The organism is Microbacterium sp. LWO13-1.2, assembly GCF_038397725.1.
Classification (GTDB): Bacteria; Actinomycetota; Actinomycetes; order Actinomycetales; family Microbacteriaceae; genus Microbacterium.
The window spans coordinates 3,175,418-3,197,657 of record NZ_CP151634.1; the positions used below are offsets into that span (position 1 = coordinate 3,175,418).

A 22,240-nucleotide genomic window follows, 5' to 3' on the forward strand; every position below is an offset into this window, starting at 1 on the left:
GCGTATAGAAACCGCGCTATGCGTCGACCGGAACCGCCGACACCGTTCGGTCGATCGTGAACTGTCCGAGCACACGAGTGCCGACGTAGAGCACTGCGGTCTGCCCCGGCGCCACGCCATCGAGCGCGACCTGCGGTACGACCCGCACCCCTGCATCCGACACGAACGCCACCGCGGTCACCGGGTCGGCGTGCGCACGGATCTGCACCTCGCAGTCGAACTCCGGCGCCTCGGGCGCAGCTCCCGCCCAGGAGAACCTCTCCCCCGCGATCTCCGCGATGGCGAGTGCCTCCTTCGGGCCTACGACGACCGTGTTCGACACCGGCCGCACCTCGAGGACGAATCGTGGTTTGCCGTCGGCGGCGGGCACGCCGAGCTTGAGGCCGCGCCGCTGCCCGACCGTGAACGCGTGCGCGCCTTCGTGCGTGCCCACGACGTCACCGGCGCGGTCCAGGATCGCTCCGGTCTCGGCGCCGACCTTCTCGGCGAGCCACCCGCGGGTATCGCCGTCGGGGATGAAGCAGATGTCGTGGCTGTCCGGCTTCTGCGCCACGCTGAGGCCGCGCTCCGCAGCCTCAGCCCGCACGAGGGCCTTCGACGGCGTCGAGCCGAGTGGGAAGTACGTGTGCGCCAACTGCTCGGCGGTCAGAACGCCGAGCACGTAGGACTGGTCCTTGGCGGCATCCGAAGCCCGGTGCAGCTCGAGCCCCGCAGGCGTCGGCACCAGCGTCGCATAGTGCCCGGTGCACACCGCGTCGAAACCGAGCTCGATCGCCCGCTCCAGCAGGGCGGCGAACTTGATCTTCTCGTTGCACCGCATGCACGGGTTCGGAGTGCGGCCGGCGCGGTACTCGGAGATGAAGTCTTCGATCACGTCGTCGCGGAAACGCTCCGAGAAGTCCCAGACGTAGAAGGGGATGCCGAGCATGTCGGCCGCGCGTCGAGCATCGAGTGCGTCCTCGATGGTGCAGCAGCCGCGACTGCCGGTGCGCAGCGTGCCTCCGGCACGAGACAACGCAAGATGCACGCCCACGACGTCGTGCCCCGCCTCCACGGCCCGGGCAGCCGCGACGGCGGAGTCCACTCCGCCACTCATTGCTGCCAGGATCCGCATGAGTCCAGTCTACGAGCGGTTGCCTGTGCTGGTCCCGGATGCGCGCGCATACGCGTCTGCGATGACGGCGAGCACCGCATCGACCTCGGCATCGCCGGATGTCCTGCCGAGACTGAACCGGATCACACTGCGCGCGTCGCGCTCGCTGCGCCCCATCGCCAGTACGACGTGCGACGGCTCCGCGACACCCGCCTGACAGGCCGACCCCGTGGAAGAGGAAACGCCTGCCATGTCGAGCATGAAGAGCAGACTCTCCCCGACCGCACCGGGGAAGAGCATGTGGGCGTTGCCCGGCAGACGATTCACCGGATCGCCGAGCAACGCGGAGGCCGGAACGGCCGCGGTGATCCCGGCCACCAGCCGGTCGCGCAGAGTTCGCAGTCGAGTGCCCTCCGCGAGGCGTTCAGCCTCTGCGAGCTCCAGCGCCACCGCGAACGCCGCCGCTCCGGCCACGTCCTGCGTCCCCGCACGCAAACCGCGCTGCTGCGCTCCGCCGTGCTGCAGCGGTGCCATCCGCGCGGTGCGGTCGACGACCAGCACGCCGGTGCCCACGGGCGCGCCGATCTTGTGCCCTGCGAGGCTCAGCGCGACGAGACCCGAAGCCGGTTCCGCGCTCCCCCGCAGCCGGCGATACGACAGCGGCACGTGACCGAGAGCGGCGACCGCGTCCAGATGGAGCGGCACCGCCGCGCCCGCGGCAGCTGCCGCAAGCGTGGCCGCGTCATTGATCGTGCCGACCTCGTTGTTCGCCACGAGTGCCGTCGCCAGCGCGGCCGAGGGCGATCCTGCGGGTCGCAGCGCCGCGGCGAACGCCGCAGGAGTCACGTGCGCATCGGAGGTCACCGGCACCGGCCGCACCTCCGCGCCCTCCGCTGCCAGCGCCGCGACCGTGTCGAACGTCGCGTGGTGCTCGGCATCCGGAAGCACGATCGCGCTGGTGCGGGGGTCCCGCGCTCGCCACAAGCCCTGCAACGCGAGGTTGATCGACTCGGTGCCGCCGGAGGTGAAGACGACCTCGATGGGATCAGCGTCCAGGACTGCCGCTATGCGCTCTCGCGACGTCTCGAGAAGGCGGCGCGCGGCCTGACCCGAGCCGTGAGTGGACGAGGCGTTCCCCGTCACGCCGGTCGCTTCGAGCCAGGCATCCCGCGCCTCCGGCCGGAGGGGCGAGGTCGCCGCGTGATCGAGGTAGAACCGCATTCCCCCATCCTCCCACCCGCCTGCCGTCGCGGCGTTGCGCGGTTCCCGAGCCGCGTGCGCCTAGGCTGTCCTCCATGTGTCCGCAGCCCGCTGCCGCTCCTCTGGGGGGAGCCGCACTCGAAAACCTCGGCGTTCGCCTGCACGACGGGGTGGGAACTCTCCGTCTCTGGTCGCAGAACGCCTCTGCCGTCGAGCTCGTCATCTTCGATGCCACCGATCTCGACTGGGTCACCGACGAGGTGCCTCTCGAGCGCCGCCCCGGCGGCGTCTGGGAGATCACCACCGAACTGCTGCAACCGGGCACGCGCTACGCCGTCCGCGTGGACGGACCGCACGGTCCGGGGAACACCTTCAACGTGGAATCCCTTCTCCTCGATCCGTACGCTCGGGGCCTCGCGCAGGGCGACGGCTACGAGGAGTGGCGTTCCGTCGTCATCGTCGACGGTTTCGACTGGGGAGATTCGCAGAAGCCCCGTATCCCTCTCGATCGCACCGTCATCTACGAGGGACACCTCAAGGGCCTGACCAAGCGCCACCCCGACGTGCCGCCTGCGCTGCACGGCACGTACGCCGGCCTCGCGCATCCCGCGATGATCGAGCATTTCCACTCGCTGGGCATCACCTCGATCGAGTTGCTGCCGGTACAGGCCTTCGTTCCCGAGCCTCGGCTGTTGCAGTTGGGGCTCACGAACTACTGGGGTTACAACACCCTCAATTTCTTCACGCCGCACACCGCGTACGCCACCGAGCAGGCGCGCAAGGGCGGACCGGAAGCCGTCCTCGCCGAGTTCAAGGGCATGGTGCGACTGCTGCACGAGGCCGGACTCGAAGTCATCCTGGACGTGGTCTACAACCACACGTCAGAGGAGGGACTCGGTGGACCTCGATCCGGCCTGCGCGGCATCGACAACGCCTCGTATTATCGCCAGCAGCCGGATGGCGCCTACATCGACACCACCGGATGCGGAAACACGCTCAACACGGCGACGCCAGCCGGTGCGCGGCTGGTGCTGGACTCGCTGCGCTACTGGGCGCAGGAGATGCAGATCGACGGCTTCCGCTTCGACCTCGCCGCGGCAATCGCCCGCGATGGGTCCCACGCCTACACACCCGAGCATCCATTGCTCACCGCGATCGCAGACGACCCCGTGCTGCGAGAGACCAAGCTCATCGCCGAGCCATGGGATGTCGGCCTCGGCGGCTGGCAGACCGGCAACTTCCCCGCCGGCTGGCACGAATGGAACGACCGCTATCGCGACCGGGTGCGCAACTTCTGGCTGAGTGACATCGACTACGCCCGCCGCGCGTCCGCCCCCGTCGGAATCGGTGGCTTCGCCACGCGTCTCGCCGGTTCGTCGAACACGTTCAGCGAGGACCGCGGACCTCTGGCGAGCGTCAACTTCGTCACCGCGCACGACGGCTTCACCCTGCACGACCTGGTCTCCTACGACGTCAAGCACAACGAGGGCAACGGCGAGCAGAACCGCGACGGCGCCGACATGAACCGCGCGTTCAACCATGGTGTCGAAGGGCCGACCGACGACCCGGTGATCCTGGCCGCGCGCCGCAAGGCCATGCGCAATCTCCTCGGCACGCTGCTCCTCTCCGCCGGCATCCCGATGCTCACGGCCGGTGACGAGATCGGGCGCACGCAGCGGGGCAACAACAATGCGTATGCGCAGGACTCCCCCCTCAGCTGGTTCCCCTGGGAGTTCGAGCCGTGGCAGGAGGACCTCCGCGCGCACGTCACCCGACTCATCCAGCTGCGCATGGAGAATCCCGCGCTGCGGCCGAGTCGCTACGCGCGTCTCGGCGAGCACATCCCCAACGCGAGCGTCATGGACTGGTACGACCAGAACGGCGAGACGATGGAGGTTTCGCAGTGGGGCGACCCCGGTAACCGCACCCTGCAGTATGTCGCCGCGTCCACGCCGGACAAGGAGGCGGAGAACCGCATCCTGTTGATCGTGCACGGCACGGAATCGCCCATCGACGTCCGTCTCCCCGAGGAGATCGAGGGAGCGACCCGGTTCGTCTCGCTCTGGTCGAGCGCTGAGGATCGTCCGACCGAGAGCACGGATGTCTTCGCGCCCGGTGATGTGCTGCCGGTTCTTGGCACCTCGATGAGGCTTTTCCGCGTCGAGTGAGATGAGGCTGCGACCCGCCTCGCCGCTCGCTTCCAGCGAGGGAGTCGGGGCGGTACATTCAGCTAGTGGCCTCACGCACCGAAACCCGAACGGCGGCTCTCCGGAGCCGTGTCCAGATTCCGCTGCGTCCCTTGGGGGACAGCGCCGACACCGAGCAGTTGCGCACGACACGCATACCGTTGGTATCACCGACGCCGCACGTTCCCGGCGGGTTCTCGGCCAAGGCCTTCGCCGGAGAGGTCGTGCCGTTCGGCGTGACCGCCTTTCGCGAAGGTCACGACATCATCGGCGTGCATCTGCGATTGACGTCTCCGAGCGGCGAGGAGAGTCTGCACCGACTCGCCCCGCTCCACGACGGAACCGACCGCTGGCGCGCCGACGTAGCGCTGGATGAACGAGGGACGTGGTCGTACCGCTTCGAAGCGTTCTCCGATGACTTTGCGACCTGGGCGCACGCTGCAGAGCTGAAGGCTGCGCTCGACGTCGATACGCCGGTGATGGCGGCTCTCGGTGCCCAGATCCTCACTCGCGCGGCCGCGGAGAAGAGCCGCCCGGCCGCTCAGCGAAAGCACCTCGCCGCTGCATCGGAGAGCCTGCAGGGCGCCGACGCTGAGTTGATCTCCGCCGTCGCCACCGATCGGGACCTGGCGACGATCTTCACCGACCGACCGCTCAGCACGCTCCGCTCCGCATCCGTCGCGCTCAGCCTCCTGGTCGAGCGCCAACTCGCGGGCGTCGGCGCCTGGTATGAGTTCTTCCCGCGCTCCGAGGGTGCGAAACGACAGAAGGACGCAACGGTCAAGAGCGGAACGTTCCGCACCGCGATCAAGCGCCTGCCCGGCGTCGCAGGCATGGGATTCGACGTCATCTACCTCCCGCCGATCCATCCCATCGGAGAGATCAACCGCAAGGGGCGCAACAACACACTCGAAGCGCTGCCTGGTGATCCCGGCTCCCCTTATGCGATCGGCTCGCCCGACGGCGGCCACGATGCCATCCACAGGGATCTCGGCACCGCCGCGGACTTCCGCGCGTTCGTGCGCGCCGCGAACAAGGAAGGCCTCGAGGTCGCACTCGACCTCGCGTTGCAGGCGGCGCCCGATCACCCCTGGGTCGCGGAGCATCCGGAATGGTTCACGGTGCTGCCCGACGGCACGATCGCGTACGCGGAGAACCCTCCGAAGAAGTACCAGGACATCTATCCGGTCAACTTCGACCGCGACCCCGCCGGGATCTACGCCGAGGTTCTCCGCATCGTCCGTCACTGGGTCTCGCAGGGCGTGAAGATCTTCCGGGTCGACAACCCGCACACCAAGCCGGTGCAGTTCTGGGAGTGGCTCATCGGCATCGTCTGCACGGAAGACCCCGACGTGATCTTCCTGTCCGAGGCGTTCACACGACCGGCGATGATGCAGAGCCTGGCGAAGGCGGGTTTCCAGCAGAGCTACTCGTACTTCACCTGGCGGAACACGAAGGCGGAGCTCGAGGAGTTCCTGACATCGGTCTCGCACGACACCGCCGACTTCATGCGCCCCAACCTGTTCGTGAATACGCACGACATCCTCACCGAATACCTCCAGTTCGGAGGGCGCGCGGCGTACCGGATCCGAGCCGCGATCGCCGCGACCGCAGCGCCGACCTGGGGTGTGTATGCCGGGTACGAACTGGTCGAGAATGTCGCGCGACCTGGTTCCGAGGAGAACATCGACAACGAGAAGTACGAGTACAAGTTCCGCGACTGGGATGGCGCCGAGGAGAGAGGCGACTCGCTCGCGCCGCTGCTGCGCCGGCTGAACGAGATTCGCCGGGCACATCCTGCGTTGCGCCAGCTGCGCAACTTCTCGGTGCACTGGAGCGACGACGAGTCGATCCTCGTCTACAGCAAGCATCTCGACGCCGCCTTCACCGGAACGGGCACGCCGGACACGATCATCGTCATCGCCAACGTCGATCCGCATTCCGTGCGGCAGACGATGGTTCATCTGGACACCCGCGTGTGGGACGTCCCGCTCGGCGAGAGCTTCGAGGTCGAGGACCTGCTCTCCGGCAGCGTCTGGACCTGGAGCGACCACAACTACGTGCGCCTCGACGCCTTCGCCGAGCCGGTGCACATTCTGAGGGTGAAGGAGCGAGCATGAGCTACGCAGAAGACATCAGCGTCTCCGCCGAATGGGAGGCCGTCGCCGCGGGATCCCACCACGAACCGCACGCCGTCCTCGGGGCCCATCCGATCACGACAGCAGCCGATCAGACGGTCACGGTGATCCGCGTGCGTCGACCGCTCGCATCATCGGTCGCCGCCGTCTTCGCAGACGGCACGCGGCTCCAGCTCGAACACGCCGCCCACGGAATCTGGGAAGCGCGCCATGACGGCCCAACTGTCCCCTATCGGGTGGCTACCGCGTACACCGACGTCGAGGAGACGATCGCGGGCGACCCGTATCGTCACCTCCCGACAATCGGCGAGCTGGACTTGCACCTGATCGCCGAGGGACGGCATGAGCGACTCTGGCAAGCTCTGGGTGCCCACCCGCGGACAATGGACGGCGAGCCCGGCGTCTCCTTCGCCGTGTGGGCGCCGAACGCGACAGCGGTCCGGGTCGTCGGCGATCACAACGGCTGGAACGGCGAAGCCCACGCGATGCGCTCCATGGGCGTGAGCGGGCTCTGGGAGCTCTTCATCCCCGATCTGTCGGTCGGCACCAAGTACAAGTACCAGATCCGCACGAGGGGCGGTGGATGGATCCTCAAGGCCGACCCGATGGCGGTGGCCGCCGAGGTGCCGCCGGGCACGGCATCCGTCGTCGCGCAGTCCGCATACGCGTGGGCCGATGGCGCCTGGATGACCCGGAGGGCTGCGACGCATGCGGTCGCGCAGCCGCTGTCGGTGTACGAGGTGCACCTCGGATCGTGGCGACACGGTCTCGGCTACCGCGACGTCGCTGATCCGCTCATCGCGCACGTGACAGAGGCCGGGTTCACCCACGTCGAGTTCATGCCGCTCGCTGAGCACCCCTTCGGCGGCTCCTGGGGCTACCAGGTCAGCGGCTACTACGCCGCGACCAGCCGATTCGGCAGCCCCGACGACCTCAAGTACCTGATCGACCGGCTGCACCAGGCCGGCATCGGCGTGATCATGGACTGGGTGCCAGGGCATTTCCCGAAGGATGCGTTCGCGCTGGCGCGCTTCGACGGGCAGGCTCTCTACGAGCATCCGGACCCCCGTCGCGGTGAGCACCAGGACTGGGGCACGCTGATCTTCGACTACGGACGCAACGAGGTGCGCAATTTCCTCGTCGCGAATGCGTTGTTCTGGTTCAGCGAGTTCCACGTGGATGGGCTTCGCGTGGATGCCGTCGCTTCGATGCTGTACCTGGACTACTCGCGCAACGACGGCGAGTGGGAGCCGAACATCCACGGCGGGCGGGAGAATCTCGAGGCGATCCGCTTCCTGCAGGAGGTCAATGCCACCGCGTACCGCCTGTACCCCGGGGTCATGATGATCGCCGAGGAGTCGACCAGCTTCCCCGGAGTCACCGCCCCGACAAGTCACGCGGGACTCGGCTTCGGCTTCAAGTGGAACATGGGTTGGATGAACGACTCGCTGCAGTACATCGAGCGGGACCCGATGTACCGGGCACACCACGAGGGCGAGATGACGTTCTCGTTCGTCTACGCCTTCGGCGAGAACTATCTGCTCCCCATCAGCCATGACGAGGTCGTGCACGGCAAGGGCAGCCTGCTGGCGAAGATGCCTGGCGACCACTGGCACAAGCTCGCCAACGTCCGCGCCTACCTCGGCTACATGTGGGGCCACCCCGGTAAGAAGCTGCTGTTCATGGGGCAGGAGTTCGGCCAGATCGCGGAGTGGTCAGAGGGACGGGAGCTCGACTGGTGGCTGCTGGAGCAGCCATCGCACGCGCAACTGCAGAGCTTCGTCGGTGCGCTGAACAGCACATACCGCGCCCAGGCACCGCTCTGGGAACGCGACAATGACAGTTCGTCGTTCACCCGACTGGGTGCGCCGACCTGGGATCCGACCGTGATCGCCTTCGAGCGGCGCGACGCGCACGGTGGTCGTCTGGTCGTCATCAGCAACTTCGCCGGTGTCGAGCACTCCGGTTACCGACTCGCGCTGCCGAGAGAGGGCGTCTGGCAGGAGATCCTGAACACGGATGCGGCGGACTACGGCGGCCGCGGTTCGGGCAACCTCGGCCTGGTCGTGGCGCATGCCGACGGTGACGGCGCACCGACGGCGACACTGACGCTACCGGCGCTTTCGACGCTGTGGCTGCGTCATCAGCCGGAGCCGCATGTTCCGACCGTGAACCACGGCTGAAGTTTCCGGTGGACACGGCCAAGGATCGCCGAGTCCACCGGAAGCACGTCAGAACAGGAGCGAGGTCAGTCGGTTGCGCGCAGTGATGACGCGAGGATCAGATGCGCCGATCAACCCGAACAGCTCCACGAGTCGTTCACGCACCGGAGTGCGCTCGTCTGCGGGAAGCGTCTGGAACAGATCGAGAAGACGACCGAACGCGTCCTCCACGTGCCCACCGGCGAGATCGAGGTCGGCAACGGCGAACTGCGCCGACACATCGCGGGGGGCGGCGGCCGCAGCAGCGCGCGCTTCCTGAAGATCGAGGCCCTGCACACGGTCGAGCAGTCGCACCTGGCCGAGGCCGGCGATCGCCTCCTCGTCCCTGGGGTTCTCCGCGAGCGCCTTCTGGTACGCGACGATCGCCGCCGCGTAGTCGCCGGACTCGATGGCGGCGAATGCCTCGGCATGCAGTGGCGGCAGCGCCGGCTCTTCCGGCTCTTCCGTCTGAACTGCTGCACCGTCGCCGACCGGAAGGGTGCCGGTGACGCCGTTCTGCGCTGCCAGCTGCAGGAGCTGGGCGAAGACCTCGCGAACCTGCGCCTCCGGCACCGCGCCGGTGAACATCGGCACGGGCTGACCGGCGATCAGTGCGACAACCATCGGGATCGACTGCGCCCGGAAGCCCTGCGCCAACTGCGGGTTGGCGTCGACGTCGACCTTGGCGAGCAGCACACGGCCTTCGAGCTCCCTGGTCACCTTCTCGATGATCGGGCTCAGCTGCTTGCAGGGACCGCACCACTCGGCCCAGAGATCGACGACCACGGGGACGGTACGGGAGAGTTCGAGGATCTGTCCGAAGGACTCGTCCGTCGCATCGACGACGACATCGACGATGCCGGGCACCGCTGCCGGTGCGGCAGCTGCCGGTTGTGTGGGCCGCCCTCGCAGCGACGAGAGGTCGACGGCGCCACGAAGCGCGGCGGGAGAGATTTCGCTCACTTGATCACCTGCACACTGAGAAGGTCCTGGCGGGCGGCGAGAAGACGGATCTGCTCCGTCGAGCTCTGGGCCGGCACCGCGAAGAACAGCTGGAATTCGTATGTCGTCTCGACGCCCTTGGCGGACTCGTTCGCTCCGGTCAACGCCTTCGCCTGGGCGTTGTCGCCGAACCGGATGACCGCGTCGCCCGAGGTGGGCGTCACCGTCTCCTTGTCGATGAGGGAGATCGCGACGATCGCGCCGCTGTCGAGAGTGGTCATCGATACCGGTGCCGAGTCGGACGGCACGATGTCGAACGCGGTCTGCGACGTATCGGCGGCGCCGTTATCGGCCAAGGTCTGCACCACAGCCTGACGGCTGTCGCGGATCGACGTCGCGAGTTTCAGCGAGAGTTCATCGAAAAGTCCGTAAGACGCGCTCTGCTCTCCCGTGTCGACGACGTCGGCGAACGCCGCGGCGAGCTCGCCCGGCGCCATGCTGAGGAAGGCGGAATCGGTCGGCACGATCGAGGTGCCCAGCCACGGTGCGGCGAGGTCAGGAACCTTGGAGGAGGCCTGCATCTCGGCGATGTTCGTCACCTTGTAGTTCGACCACGGATCCTGCTGGGTCATGGTCAGGATCGCCGGCGGCACCGTCTCGTCCGCGGTGCTCTTCGAGAGCAGGAGGACAGTGCGTGGCCAGCGATCCGTGGCTTCCGGGAGCACGACCTCGATGTCTTCGGTCGGAATCGCGGCCGGCACCGGCGTCTCTGGGATCGCCGTGCGCAGTGCATACTCGGTACCCCGTGCGGCCAGCGCAGCCCCGTCCAGGCGGGTCTTCGCGAGCTCGAGGTCGAGAGCGGTGTCCGCTTCGACCAGTGTGCTCGAGATCTGCTGCAGGATGCGCGCTGCCTGAGCCTCGGTCACCGCTGGCGGCTTCTGGTTCTCGGGCGCGATGACAGTGGGCGTCGGAGACGGCGTCGGGGCGCCGGCACCGAATTGCGGCCAGGAGTCCGCCGAGCAGCCGGCGGCAAGGAGCGCCGTGAGACCGAGCGCAGGAAGCGCCAGCATCCGACGACGGCGTGTCGAGCGGGTCGCGCTCATGGACTTCCGCGCCTCCGGTTCCTTGCCGTCTTGCACGGGCTCGTTCGCGTCGCCCTGCTTCGGTGCATCAGCCGGAGCCTCGATGGCCTCACGCTCCGCGGGCGGAAGGGCTGCGAGTTCGATCGGCTCCGTGGCGGGCATCGGTCCTGGGCCCTTGCGGCGCGGACCACGACCACGACGCTGGTGGCGGATGCCGAGCACGTACATCACGAGCCCCGCAAGGAGCGCAGCGGCACCGGCGGCCATCAGCGGGCCGGCCCACGGAGTAGAGGTGTCGAGCGGCCAGGACACGACGACGCTGTCCGGGGCATCCTGGGTGCCGTCATGGGCGATGAGAACGCTCATGCCGTCCGGGAGCTGCATGTTGTCCGCGATCAGAGCGTCCTTCTCCGTGAACGAGTCGAGCCAGAGGTCGGAGCCAGCGGGATTTCGCCCTGCGGACTCGTCCGCGGGGGTCTCGCCCTCAGCCGGTGCCTCCTCTGCGGGTGCCTCCTCTGCCGGAGTCTCCTCGCCGTCGGCGGGCTCTTCGGCGGCGGTGGTCGCGGCGACGGCCTTCACCGTCGGACGGCCCGCGTCGTTGAGGCTCACCTGGTTGTAGTCGGAATCGGCGAGCCATGCCTTGAGGTCCGCGGTGCGTCCGTAGGCGGCGAAGATGTCTCCCTCACCGCGGATCAACAGCGTCTGTGCGCCGGGACGGGCACGGAGCACGTCGCCGTCCATGAGCACGAACGGAGCGGGCTCATCGATCTTCACCTGCATCTGCTGCGACGACGGACCCATGAATATGGTGCGCTGGGCGATTCCGGCACCGATCAGCACCGTGGCCAGCACGAAGGCCACGACGGCCCATACGAAACGCACGAAAAGTCTCCTCACGCGAGTCGGACGTCCGTCCGAGTCGCAACACTCGACATTTCAGACTAGCGAAAGCACCTGAGTGTTGCCCACGAGGGCGGCACCTCCCTTCTGCGCGGCACGTCGCGCGAGCGCTGACCCCGGCGGTGGATAGCCTGAATGCATCCGAGATTCCGAGGAGCACAGATGAAGATCCACAACCCCTTCCGCACCGCCCTGGTGGCGACGCTCGGTGTGGGCCTGGGCATCATGCTCATCGGAAGCGTCCAGTCGCTCTCGACGGTGCTGCTCTACGTCGGCACTGCGCTCTTCCTCAGCCTCGGACTCGACCCGGTGGTCGCGTTCCTCGAGCGACGCAAGCTCCCGCGCTGGCTCGCGGTGCTCATCACGATCCTCGCGGTGCTCGGCGTCTTCGCCGGCATCGTCCTGATGGTGCTGCCGCTTCTGATCGACCAGATCAGCCAACTCGTGCGTCGAATCACCGTCTTCCTGCAGAGCACCGCCCTCGAAGACGTGAAGGACTGGATCGTCGGCGTGTTCCCCGGGCTCCAACCGTCGTTCATCGACGACATGTTCACGAAGGCGACCGATTGGCTGCTCGACAACTGGGGCTCGATCACCGAAAGCGTCATCGTCGTCGGCACCTCCATCGTCACAGGCCTCTTCGGCGCGTTCATCGTGCTGATCCTGACGATCTATCTCACGGCATCCACACCCTCGCTCAAGCGCGCCGTGTACCAGCTGGCTCCCGCGTCGAAGCGCGAGCGGTTCATCGACATCGCCGACCAGATCACCGACTCCGTCGGGTACTACGTCATGGGGCAGGTCAGCCAGGGCGTCATCAACGGCATCCTGAGCGCGATCTTCCTCACGATCATCGATGCGCCCTTCCCCGCTGTCCTCGCTGTCATCGCGTTCTTCTTCTCGCTGATTCCGCTGGTCGGCACATTGACCGGGTCCACGATCATCGTGCTGATCTGCCTGATCCCCGGTCTCGGCTCCCCCGCGACCGCCATCGCAGCGGCGATCTACTACCTCATCTACATGCAGATCGAGGCATATTTCATCTCCCCGCGCATCATGAGCCGGGCCGTCGCCGTGCCCGGCGCGGTCGTCGTCGTCGCGGCCCTCGCCGGCGGAAGCCTTCTGGGGCTCCTCGGTGCGTTGATCGCGATCCCGGTGGCGGCCAGCATCCTGATCATCTACCGTCAGGTCATCATCCCGCGGATGAACGAGCTCTGACGCGCAGAAGGGCGATCAGCCGCCCACCGGTGGCCACTGCGTCGGCAGCGGGAGTGCGGCGGGGTTGACCGCGGCGACGATCTCGGTGAGGACGCGTCGAGTCTGGCTCTCCCCCACCCAGAGGTGTTTGCCGCCCTCGACGGAGATCAGTGTCGCGTGCGGAATCGAAGCGAATCGTTGGTGAGCCTCGTCGGGGCGCAGGTAGTCGTCGAACTCGGGGATCAGCACGATGACGGGCGTCGTCGTTCCCGCCCAGGCCGCCACCTCGTCCGCGGTGGCGCGATGCAGCGGCGGCGACAGCAGGATGATCCCCGCGATGTCGTGCGAACGGCCGTACTTCAGCGCGAGCTCGGTGCCGAACGACCATCCCAGCAGCCACGGGCGCGGAAGTCCACGCTCACGGGCGAACTCCACGGCGGCCGCCACGTCGAACTGTTCGGCCGCGCCGCCATCGAAGGCTCCGTCACTGGTGCCGCGCGGCGAGGTGGTGCCGCGGGTGTTGAACCGCAGCACGGCAAGATCCGCCAGCGCGGGCAGCCGCGCGGCCGCCTTGCGGAGGATGTGCGAGTCCATGAAACCGCCCGCGGTCGGCAGAGGATGCAACGTCACCAGCGTCGCGACCGGTTCATGCGCAACGGGCAGAGCCAGCTCGCCGACCAGGGTGAGGTCGTCGGCGGTCTGCAACTCGATGTCCTCGCGCCGAGCGGGCAGCTCGAGCGGGCCCCTGATCTCCATGCTCACGCCATCCTCCAGCAGTGTGTGTGCCAGTGTCTCCTGGCAGCGAGGTCTGCGGCATCACCGAGCACGCCGTCGGCGCGCCAGGCGACCAGGTGCGCGGTTCCGGCCGCGATCTCACGGCCGCAGCCGGGACAGACGTACTCCTTCTGCGACTGCACGGCGGAGATCGGCTGAACCGTCCATTCGGTACCGCGGCGCACCTCGGTGCGCTTCCAGCCGGCGAGGAGACGCTCGAAGGAGTCCTCGGTCTCAGGGCGCGCTGAACGCGGTCGGCGGGAGCGGGGCATGACGCCGGCTCACCACCAGTGGTTACGCGTCCAGAAGTCGTACGCGCCAGCCCAGCTGCCGTAACGACCCGTCGCGTACCCGTTCGCCCAGCGCAGATTGTCCACGGGGTCGAAGCAGTTTCCGGGAACCTTGCTGCACGGCAACGCCTGCACGAGGCCGCTGGCTCCAGAAGAGGTGTTCACCGCATTCGGGTTCCACCCGCTCTCCTTGGAGACGATGTAGTCGACGTAACCACGGTCGCCCTCGGGGATGCCCGCCGCTGCCATCCACTCGGCCGGCGCTCCGCCGCCCGTGTAGAAGAGAGGTCCGCCGCCGCCGGTCGATGCCTGCGTGGCAGTCGGGGTCGGAGTCGGCTTGGGTGTGACGTAGACCGAGAAGGATCCTCGTTGAATCGGCGCGATCGTTGCGCCTTCAACGGTCACGGTGAGGTTCTGCGTGTCCTCGAGAGCGAGCGAGTACGCGGTCTCGTTCTCGTCAGGAGTCACGGGATCGGCCAGCGCGACACCGGTGGGCGCGACCATTGCAGCGGCGAAACCGACCACCGCCAAAGCGGCGAAGAACCCGACGACGCCTCGGCGTCGGGACCAGCGGCGCACGCCGTTTCGTGACGGCATCGAGGTCGCCGAAACACGCGCGGACGCGGCGCGGTCGGAGAGGATCATGTCGTTACGGGAGTTCACGATGGGTGCCAGTCTACGCAAATGAGCCTGAGACGGCCATGCGAATGCTCAGCGGACGGCCAGAATGACGTCGATCGAGGAGTCCAGAAGCGCGTCCACCTGCTCCTCGCGGTAGCCGCCGCGCTGCATCCGGAATGCGGCAGAACGCAGTTGCTCGGCCGAGAGCGCCTCGCCGTCGCGCAGGTACCGCACGATGCGAGTGGTGACATGGTCAACTTCGTCGATGCGGTAGCCGAACGTGAGTTTTCCGGTGCGGGCGAAACGGTGCCGCTCGGGCCTGGCCAGGTGATCGAGGATGATCTGCGCATCCTCCCTGGCCTGTTCCACCCACGCACCGGCGCCTTGACTGCGCACGGCGCGCTGACGGGCGCGTGCGGCGAAAGCATCCTCCACACGAGCAAGAGCGGCATCCACCTCGGCAACGACATATCCGCCCTTCACGAGCGGGAACGAGGCGATGCGCACCTCGGCTGCACCGAGATCGTCGCTGTTGTCCTCGAAGGCCGCGCGAGCGGCGGCGAGGAACGCATCCACGGCTGCGCGGTGATACCCGAGCGTGCGTCCGCTGGTCAGCGTGAACGCCGGTGGAGACTGTTCTTCCGCGTCTTCCAGATCCAGTACGGAGTCGGAGTTCATGACAGCACCACCCAGGGAGAGAGAAGGAAGTAGAGGCAGACCGCGGGGATCGTCGACGGCAGGATGCTGTCGAGTCTGTCCAGGAGACCGCCATGCCCAGGAAGCCAAGAGCTCATGTCCTTGATCCCGAGGTCGCGTTTCAGCATGGACTCGCCGAGGTCGCCGAGCGTCGCAGACAGCAGGATCGCGACCCCGAAGACGACTCCGGCCCACCACGGCAGGTCGAGGAGGAACAGCGCGAGCAGGACACCGGCAGTGATCGATGCGAGCGCTGCGCCCGCGAATCCTTCCCAGGTCTTCTTCGGGCTGATCCGCGGCGCCATCGGATGCCGCCCGAAGGCGACTCCAGCCGCATACGCGCCGGTGTCAGCCGCGACCGCGATCGCGATGAAGCTGAGCACCCACCACTGACCGCCTTCCTGCACGAGCAGGATGAGGGCCATACCGGCGAGGAATGGGACGTAGATCTGCACGAAACCGCCGATGACGGCGTCCGCGAGCACATCGCCGTACGTGCGACCGTCCTTCGCGACCATCTGCGCGATCAAGCGCCAGACGATGACGAATGCGACCGCGACGAACAACATCACCCAGCACAGCCAGGGAGCGGCGAAGTATGCCGAGAGAACGAGGAGCGCGGCCGCGATGAGCTGCGGGACCACATCGATCCGTCGACCGGACGAACGCAGAGCCCTGGAGAGTTCGTAGACCCCGAGCAGAGCAGCAGCGAGGGCGAACGGTACGAACAGCACCTTGATGAACAGCAGCGACCCGAGCAGCACGACGCCGAAGGCGAGGCCGATCAGGATCGCGAGAATCAGATCGCGACCGGTGCGCTGCTTGATGCGCTCGTTCGCCTGGTCGAGATGATCACGCGCCTGCGAGACGTGCGTGCCGAACTCATCACGCGCCGCGCGCCACTGCTCGCGAATCGCATAGTGATCTGTCGGGTCGATAGGCGCGGCCGGGGTGCGGGCATCCGCGGGCAGCGGACGCCTCACAGTCCCGCTGTCCGCTGCTTCGCCCGAGTCGTCAGACATTCCGACTACACCTCGAGGAGTTCGGCCTCTTTGCGCTTGAGAGCCTCGTCGATGAGGTCGACGTGCTGGCGCGTGAGAGCATCCAGTTCCTTCTCGCCTCGAGCGATCTCGTCTTCACCGAGTTCGCTCTTCAGCGCGTCCAACTCGTCCTTGGACTTGCGCCGGATTCCGCGGACGTGCACCTTCGCATCTTCTGCCTTGGTCTTGACGAGCTTGACGTATTCCTTGCGTCGCTCAGCCGTGAGTTCCGGCATCGAGACGCGGATGAGGTTGCCGTCGTTGGTCGGATTGGCGCCGAGGTTCGGCATGTCCCGCACGGCCTGCTCGATCGCCTTCAGCGCCGACTTGTCGTACGGCGTGATGATGAGCGTTCGCGCTTCCTGATTCGCCAGCGCGGCGAGCTGAGCCAGCGGCGTCGGGGTTCCGTAGTAGTCGACGAGCACCTTCTGGAAGAGCTGCGGGTTGGCGCGGCCCGTGCGAACCGTGGAGAAGTCCTCCTTGGCAGCCTCGACTGCCCGTGTCATGCGAGAGGTGGTTTCAGCGAGGACGTCCGCGATCACGGTGACTCCTATCGTCGGGGTGTTCTGGAAATTCTATCGGGCGAAGTCATCTCCGCCCGCTCAGACGCTCAGGACGTGACCAGCGTGCCGATCGGTTCACCGAGCAGCGCACGGGTCACGTTGCCCGCCGGCTCCATGCCGAAGACGCGCATGTCCATGTTGTTGTCCATGCACAGGCTGAACGCGGTCGAGTCGACGACCGAGAGCCCCTGCTGGAGCGCTTCCCGGTAGGTCACGCGCTCGATGCGCTCGGCATCCGCGTGCTTGTTCGGATCTGCCGTGTAGATCGCGTCGACGCCGTTCTTGGCCACGAGCACCTGCTCTGCGCCGATCTCGAGAGCGCGCTGAGCTGCGACGGTGTCGGTGGAGAAGTACGGCAGACCGGCGCCGGCGCCGAAGATCACGACGCGACCCTTCTCCATGTGCCGCTCCGCGCGCAGCGGGATGTACGGTTCGGCGACCTGAGTCATCGAGATGGCGGATTGCACCCGCGTCGGGGCCCCCGCCTGCTCCAGGAAGTCCTGCAACGCAAGGGCGTTCATCACCGTGCCGAGCATGCCCATGTAGTCCGCGCGCCCGCGATCCATTCCGCGCTGGCTGAGCTCCGCACCGCGGAAGAAGTTGCCTCCGCCGACGACGACCGCGATCTCGACCCGGTCGACAGCCGCAGCGATGTCGCGCGCGATCTGACTCACCACGTCGGGATTGACGCCCAGCTGACCTGCGCCGAAGGCCTCCCCGGAGAGCTTGAGAAGGACGCGGCGGCGTCCGGTGCGTTCGGTCATGGATGTTGTCCTCTCGTCACATTCAAGATAGTGCCCTCAGGGCATGAAGAAGGGGTTCGGATCATGCTGATCCGAACCCCTTCTCGTGTGCTACGCGCCGACCTTGAAGCGCGCGAAGTCCGTCACGGTGATACCGGCGTCCTTCGCCACCTGGGCGACAGAGAGCTTGTTGTCCTTCGCGTAGTCCTGCTCGAGCAGGGCGACCTGCTTGATGAACGCGGAGACCCGGCCCTCGACGATCTTGGGCAGAGCCGCTTCCGGCTTGCCCTCGTTGCGCGAGATCTCGGTGACGATCTCACGCTCCTTCTCGACGTCGGCGACCGGGACGTCCTCGCGAGCGAGGTACGACGGGTTGGCGAACGAGATGTGCTGGGCGATGCTGCGCGCGGTCTCGGCGTCGTCACCCGAGTAGGCGACGACGACACCGATCTGCGGCGGCAGGTCCTTGCTGGTGCGGTGCAGGTAGACCTCGACGTTGTCGCCGACGATCGTGCGCACCCGGCGCAGTTCGACCTTCTCGCCGAGGATCGCTGCCTCTTCCGAGATCAGCTGCTCGACGGTCTGAGCGCCGGCGGGGGCGGCGAGTGCAGCCTCGACCGAGTCCGCCTTGACGGCGGCCACAGCGTCAGCGACCTTGTCGGCCAGCGTGATGAAGCGATCGTTCTTCGCGACGAAGTCGGTCTCGCAGGCGAGCTCGACGAGCGTCACGACGCCGTCCTGCTCACGTGCGACGACCAGGCCTTCGCTGGTGGAACGGTCAGCGCGCTTGGCGTTGCCCTTCGCACCCTTCAGGCGCAGGATCTCGGTGGCCTTCGCGACGTCTCCGTCAGCCTCCTCGAGCGCCTTCTTGGTGTCGACCATTCCCGTGCCGAGCTGCTCACGCAGCGCCTTGAGGTCAGCGATGTTGAAGTTGGCCATGTGTGGTGGCTCCTTGCTTCGTGATGTGTGTGCGAGTTTTTGGCGGGGATTACTTGGCGTCGGCGTCTGCGGCCGGAGCCTCGACGTCAGCCTCGACCTCGGCAGCGGGAGCCTCGACCTCGACGACCTCGGCCGCCTCAGCTTCGACGACCTCGGCTGCAGGAGCCTCGGCTTCGACAACCGGAGTCTCGGCAGCGGCGTCCTCAGCCGGAGTCTCGAGAAGCTCGCGCTCCCAGTCGGCCAGCGGTTCAGCGTCGCCGGTCTCCGGGTTGTGCTTCTGCTGCAGGCCCTCGGCCGCAGCGTCGGCGATGATGCGGGTCAGCAGCGAGACGGAGCGGATCGCGTCGTCGTTGCCGGGGATCGGGTACTGGAAGTCATCCGGGTCGGCGTTGGTGTCGAGGATGCCGATCACCGGGATGCCGAGCTTCTTGGCCTCGTCGATGGCGAGGTGCTCGCGCTTGGCGTCGACGACCCACAGAGCCGAAGGCGTCTTGGTCAGGTTGCGGATACCACCGAGCGACTTGTGCAGCTTGTCGAGCTCACGCTTCTTGAGCAGGAGCTCCTTCTTGGTGAAGCCGCTGTTGGCCGGGGTCTCGTAGTCGAGCTCCTCAAGCTCCTTCATGCGTGCAAGACGCTTGGAGATCGTCTGGAAGTTGGTGAGGAGGCCACCGAGCCAGCGCTGGTTCACGAAGGGCTGGCCGACGCGGGTCGCCTGCTCGGCGAGGATCTCCTGAGCCTGCTTCTTCGTGCCGACGAAGAGGATGGTGCCGCCGTGTGCGACGGTCTCCTTGACGAAGTCGTAGGCGCTGTCGATGTAGCCCAGCGACTGCTGAAGGTCGATGATGTGGATGCCGCTGCGCTCAGTGAGGATGAAGCGCTTCACCTTCGGGTTCCACCGACGGGTCTGGTGTCCGAAGTGCACGCCGCTGTCGAGCAGCTGGCGGATGGTGACCACAGCCATGGTCGTCTCCTGGTTCTGGCGCGTTCAGCGCCGTTGAGGTTGTCTGCCGATCTGTTGATCGGACTTCCTGGTACCCGGCGCACACCCGCCCGCTCATGGAGTGGGACCTGTGGGTGTGGATGCCACGACTGAAGTCGCTCTGGGCACGCGTAGTCACCCCGATATCGAGGTGCTCGTCCAGTGTACAGGATGCGGCGCGCCGAGATCCTCTGCACAGCCGTTGCAGGAACGGACCTCTCCCCCATTCGCGCACCTCACGGCATCGCTGGTGATCATCACTCCGCAGACTGGTCTGCATGTACGATCCTCACCACCGACGGATGGCGATAGGCATCGTCTTGACGCTCCTGCTGCTGGCCGCTCCCGCAGCCGGCGCCGAGGCGAGGCCCGACTCTGATGACCTCCCGACGTGGAGCTGGCCGTTGGAAGCGCCGCGTGAGGTCGTCGTGCCCTATCGGGCTCCGGCTCACGAGTACGGCGCCGGCCATCGCGGCGTCGATATCGCGGCGTCGCGAGGCGGGGAGGTCCGCTCACCGGCCGACGGGGTCGTCGCCTTTCGCGGCACGGTGGTCGACCGCCCGCTTCTCACCATCGACCACGGCGGAGGTCTTGTCTCGACATTCGAACCGCTGCTGTCGACGCTCTCTCCCGGCGATGCCGTCGCCGCGGGCGACGTGATCGGCGTGGCCGACATCGGCGGCCACGCGCGGCCGGGGAGCCTGCATCTCGGCGTCCGGCTCGACGGCGAGTACATCAACCCGATGCTGCTGTTCGGCGCGGTGCCGCGTGCCGTGCTGCTGCCGTGCTGCGCGCCGCTGTGAGACGGATCTCGCCTCAGGCGCGTGGGTGCGCGAGACGGTACGTGGCGGCGAGACGCTCGGCCGACACATGCGTGTAGATCTGAGTGGTGCCGAGGCTCGCGTGGCCGAGGATCTCCTGCACCGCGCGCAGGTCGGCTCCCCCGTCGAGCAAGTGGGTCGCGGCGGTGTGCCGCAGGGCGTGCGGGCCGATCGTCTCCGCTCCGATGATCGGCCCCAGCACTCGAGCGACCAGGGTGTATACGGTCCGCGGGCCGACTCGCCCCCCGCGGCTGCCGAGGACGAGTGCGGGCGTTGCGCTCTCGCTGCGGGCGATCAGAGCCGGACGACCACGGCGGAGGTAGGCTTCCACTGCTGCACGTGCGGGTGCGCCGAATGGCACCACCCGCTCCTTCGCCCCTTTTCCGAGCACGCGCGCGGTTCCGCGATCGAGGTCGAGGTCGTCGATATCCAGGCCGCACAGCTCGGAGACGCGGATGCCCGACCCGTAGAGGAGTTCGAGGATCGCGTGATCCCGCAGCGCGATCGGTTCGCCCTCGCTCGCCGCTCGTCTGTGTTCGTCGAGCAGAGCGGTCATCGCGTCCTGTGATGCGATGACGGGAAGTGTGCGTCCGCGCTTCGGAGCGATCAGACGAAGGCTCGGGTCGTGCGCCACGAGCTCTTCGTCCTTCGCCCAGGTGAAGAAGGAGCGAGCAGCCGCTGCACGTCGCGCAAGCGTCGAACGGGCGTCGCCGCGCTGCGTCGCCTTCCAGAGCCATTCGCGCAGCATCTCGAGGTCGACGGCTCGGACGTCGGTTTCGCCTGTGGAGGCGCTCAGATCACGGAGGTCGGACCGGTAGGCGCGCACCGTGGCGGGCGACAACCGGCGCACCTGAGTCAGGTGGTCGGCGAACGCTTCGGCCGCGGCGGACAGCTCCATCCGTCCAGGATGCCGAAAGCAGACCCGATCCCGTGCGTGCCCCGCCGCAGCGCCCGGTTCCGTTCCTCGCGTGGACGGCGAGGCCCGTCTCGGCGACGCCTCTCGTCGAGGTCGCCTCGATCTCCGCCCGAGTGCATCACCCTCGCTCCCTCGCAGTGGACGCCCGCCATCCGCTCTCCTCCCGGACCACGGCGCCCTCGAGCGCGAGCAACCCGAGTAGGGTGATCACTCGTGCCGGTGTCAGGCCCGAACGAGCGGCAAGGTCCTGCGGCGAGCGTGCCGACCGCGTACTCAGCGCATCTCCGAGCCGGACCTGGTCGGGGTCGCCCCGATCCGGGACGACGGGACCGGCGGCATCCGCGCCCCACAGCTCTCTCACCTCCGCTGCCGACGTGACGCACCGGGCGTCGTACTCGCGGAGGAGCCGGTGACAGCCAGCCGAGGCAGCAGAAGTCACGGGCCCGGGAACGGCGCCCAGCGGACGCCCGAGTGCTGCGGCGTGCCCTGCGGTGTTCAACGAGCCACTGCGCCATCCGGCCTCCACGACCACCGTCGCCTCAGCGAGTGCGGCGATCAGTCGGTTTCTGGCCAGAAAGCGCCATTTCGTCGGGGCGGCCCCGCACGGCAGCTCGCTGACGACAGCCCCCGATCGCACGATGCTTCCCAGCAGCTGCTGGTGCCCGCTGGGGTACGCGCGGTCGACGCCTCCGGCGAGGAACGCGACGGTCGCGCCGCCGACCCCGAGTGCAGCGCGGTGTGCCGCCCCATCGATCCCGTAGGCGCCACCGGAGACGATGACGGCACCGTCGGATGCCAGGTCTCCCGCCAGTTCGGCGGCGAGGTGATCGCCGTATCCTGTGGACGCCCGCGCCCCGACGATCGCGACTTCCCCGCGGTATTGCGTCAGATGCATGATTCGTACTGGCGTCTGCGTCGG

Annotated in this window: 19 protein-coding genes and 1 pseudogene; 5 read left to right on the forward strand and 15 right to left on the reverse strand. The window is 67.4% G+C overall.

What is annotated here, in order from left to right:
* Positions 1 to 16: 16 nt before the first annotated feature.
* Together mnmA and MRBLWO13_RS15190 are read right to left on the reverse strand one after the other, a co-directional pair.
* Positions 17 to 1,114, reverse strand: coding sequence for a tRNA 2-thiouridine(34) synthase MnmA (gene mnmA / locus MRBLWO13_RS15185; protein ID WP_341974932.1), 1,098 nt, complete (start codon positions 1,112 to 1,114; stop codon positions 17 to 19).
* A gap of 9 nt (positions 1,115 to 1,123) precedes the next feature.
* The gene (locus tag MRBLWO13_RS15190; RefSeq protein WP_341974933.1) at positions 1,124 to 2,314 is read right to left on the reverse strand and encodes a cysteine desulfurase family protein; all 1,191 of its coding nucleotides are present in this window, start codon (positions 2,312 to 2,314) and stop codon (positions 1,124 to 1,126) included.
* A gap of 74 nt (positions 2,315 to 2,388) precedes the next feature.
* Here MRBLWO13_RS15190 and glgX point away from each other — a divergent pair, with 74 nt between their 5' ends.
* The 3 genes from glgX (at position 2,389) to glgB (ending at position 8,800) form a co-directional block, all read left to right on the forward strand.
* On the forward strand, positions 2,389 to 4,461 hold the full coding sequence (glgX, locus tag MRBLWO13_RS15195) for a glycogen debranching protein GlgX (protein WP_341974934.1): 2,073 nt from the start codon (positions 2,389 to 2,391) through the stop codon (positions 4,459 to 4,461).
* A gap of 65 nt (positions 4,462 to 4,526) precedes the next feature.
* Complete coding sequence (locus tag MRBLWO13_RS15200; protein WP_341974935.1) at positions 4,527 to 6,599, forward strand: maltotransferase domain-containing protein; 2,073 nt, start codon at positions 4,527 to 4,529, stop codon at positions 6,597 to 6,599.
* Complete coding sequence (glgB, locus tag MRBLWO13_RS15205; protein ID WP_341974936.1) at positions 6,596 to 8,800, forward strand: 1,4-alpha-glucan branching protein GlgB; 2,205 nt, start codon at positions 6,596 to 6,598, stop codon at positions 8,798 to 8,800. The genes MRBLWO13_RS15200 and glgB overlap by 4 nt, the downstream gene beginning before the upstream one ends.
* 48 nt (positions 8,801 to 8,848) lie before the next feature.
* On the opposite strand, the gene MRBLWO13_RS15210 is transcribed toward glgB, so the two are convergent.
* Together MRBLWO13_RS15210 and MRBLWO13_RS15215 are read right to left on the reverse strand one after the other, a co-directional pair.
* Positions 8,849 to 9,781, reverse strand: a complete 933-nt coding sequence (locus MRBLWO13_RS15210) for a tetratricopeptide repeat protein (protein WP_341974937.1) — start codon at positions 9,779 to 9,781, stop codon at positions 8,849 to 8,851.
* The gene (locus tag MRBLWO13_RS15215; protein ID WP_341974938.1) at positions 9,778 to 11,724 is read right to left on the reverse strand and encodes a glycosyl transferase; all 1,947 of its coding nucleotides are present in this window, start codon (positions 11,722 to 11,724) and stop codon (positions 9,778 to 9,780) included. The genes MRBLWO13_RS15210 and MRBLWO13_RS15215 overlap by 4 nt, the downstream gene beginning before the upstream one ends.
* Positions 11,725 to 11,904: 180 nt before the next feature.
* Between MRBLWO13_RS15215 and MRBLWO13_RS15220 the strand changes: the two genes are divergently transcribed.
* A complete protein-coding gene (locus tag MRBLWO13_RS15220; RefSeq protein WP_341974939.1) occupies positions 11,905 to 12,960 on the forward strand; it encodes an AI-2E family transporter in 1,056 nt (351 codons plus the stop codon).
* Positions 12,961 to 12,975: 15 nt separating this feature from the next.
* Here the strand turns inward: MRBLWO13_RS15220 and MRBLWO13_RS15225 are convergent, their stop codons facing one another.
* From MRBLWO13_RS15225 to rpsB, 9 genes are all read right to left on the reverse strand, one after another.
* Positions 12,976 to 13,695, reverse strand: coding sequence for an alpha/beta hydrolase (locus MRBLWO13_RS15225; RefSeq protein WP_341974940.1), 720 nt, complete (start codon positions 13,693 to 13,695; stop codon positions 12,976 to 12,978).
* 2 nt (positions 13,696 to 13,697) lie between these two features.
* Positions 13,698 to 13,985, reverse strand: coding sequence for a hypothetical protein (locus MRBLWO13_RS15230; protein ID WP_341974941.1), 288 nt, complete (start codon positions 13,983 to 13,985; stop codon positions 13,698 to 13,700).
* A 9-nt stretch (positions 13,986 to 13,994) separates the two neighbouring features.
* Positions 13,995 to 14,666, reverse strand: coding sequence for a transglycosylase SLT domain-containing protein (locus MRBLWO13_RS15235; protein WP_341974942.1), 672 nt, complete (start codon positions 14,664 to 14,666; stop codon positions 13,995 to 13,997).
* A 48-nt stretch (positions 14,667 to 14,714) separates the two neighbouring features.
* On the reverse strand, positions 14,715 to 15,302 hold the full coding sequence (locus tag MRBLWO13_RS15240; RefSeq protein ID WP_341974943.1) for a DivIVA domain-containing protein: 588 nt from the start codon (positions 15,300 to 15,302) through the stop codon (positions 14,715 to 14,717).
* Positions 15,299 to 16,342, reverse strand: coding sequence for a phosphatidate cytidylyltransferase (locus tag MRBLWO13_RS15245; RefSeq protein ID WP_341974944.1), 1,044 nt, complete (start codon positions 16,340 to 16,342; stop codon positions 15,299 to 15,301). Before MRBLWO13_RS15245 ends, MRBLWO13_RS15240 begins: the two co-directional genes overlap by 4 nt.
* 5 nt (positions 16,343 to 16,347) lie before the next feature.
* Complete coding sequence (gene frr, locus MRBLWO13_RS15250) at positions 16,348 to 16,902, reverse strand: ribosome recycling factor (protein WP_341974945.1); 555 nt, start codon at positions 16,900 to 16,902, stop codon at positions 16,348 to 16,350.
* 68 nt (positions 16,903 to 16,970) lie between these two features.
* The gene (pyrH, locus tag MRBLWO13_RS15255) at positions 16,971 to 17,687 is read right to left on the reverse strand and encodes a UMP kinase (RefSeq protein ID WP_341974946.1); all 717 of its coding nucleotides are present in this window, start codon (positions 17,685 to 17,687) and stop codon (positions 16,971 to 16,973) included.
* Between the two features lie 90 nt (positions 17,688 to 17,777).
* Positions 17,778 to 18,605 carry a translation elongation factor Ts gene (gene tsf / locus MRBLWO13_RS15260; protein ID WP_341974947.1) on the reverse strand — a complete coding sequence of 276 codons (828 nt, stop codon included), beginning with the start codon at positions 18,603 to 18,605 and terminating at the stop codon, positions 17,778 to 17,780.
* 49 nt (positions 18,606 to 18,654) lie between these two features.
* A complete protein-coding gene (rpsB, locus tag MRBLWO13_RS15265; protein ID WP_341974948.1) occupies positions 18,655 to 19,566 on the reverse strand; it encodes a 30S ribosomal protein S2 in 912 nt (303 codons plus the stop codon).
* Positions 19,567 to 19,862: 296 nt separating this feature from the next.
* Between rpsB and MRBLWO13_RS15270 the strand changes: the two genes are divergently transcribed.
* Entirely contained in the window at positions 19,863 to 20,387 is a 525-nt protein-coding gene (locus tag MRBLWO13_RS15270) for a M23 family metallopeptidase (RefSeq protein ID WP_341974949.1), read from the forward strand.
* A 13-nt stretch (positions 20,388 to 20,400) separates the two neighbouring features.
* Here MRBLWO13_RS15270 and MRBLWO13_RS15275 read toward each other — a convergent pair whose 3' ends face one another.
* Positions 20,401 to 21,303 (reverse strand): tyrosine recombinase XerC, encoded by a 903-nt coding sequence (locus MRBLWO13_RS15275; protein WP_341974950.1) that lies wholly within the window; start codon positions 21,301 to 21,303, stop codon positions 20,401 to 20,403.
* Between the two features lie 136 nt (positions 21,304 to 21,439).
* Positions 21,440 to 22,195 (reverse strand): annotated as a pseudogene (locus MRBLWO13_RS15280) (DNA-processing protein DprA); the annotation flags it as partial.
* Positions 22,196 to 22,240 lie beyond the last annotated feature (45 nt).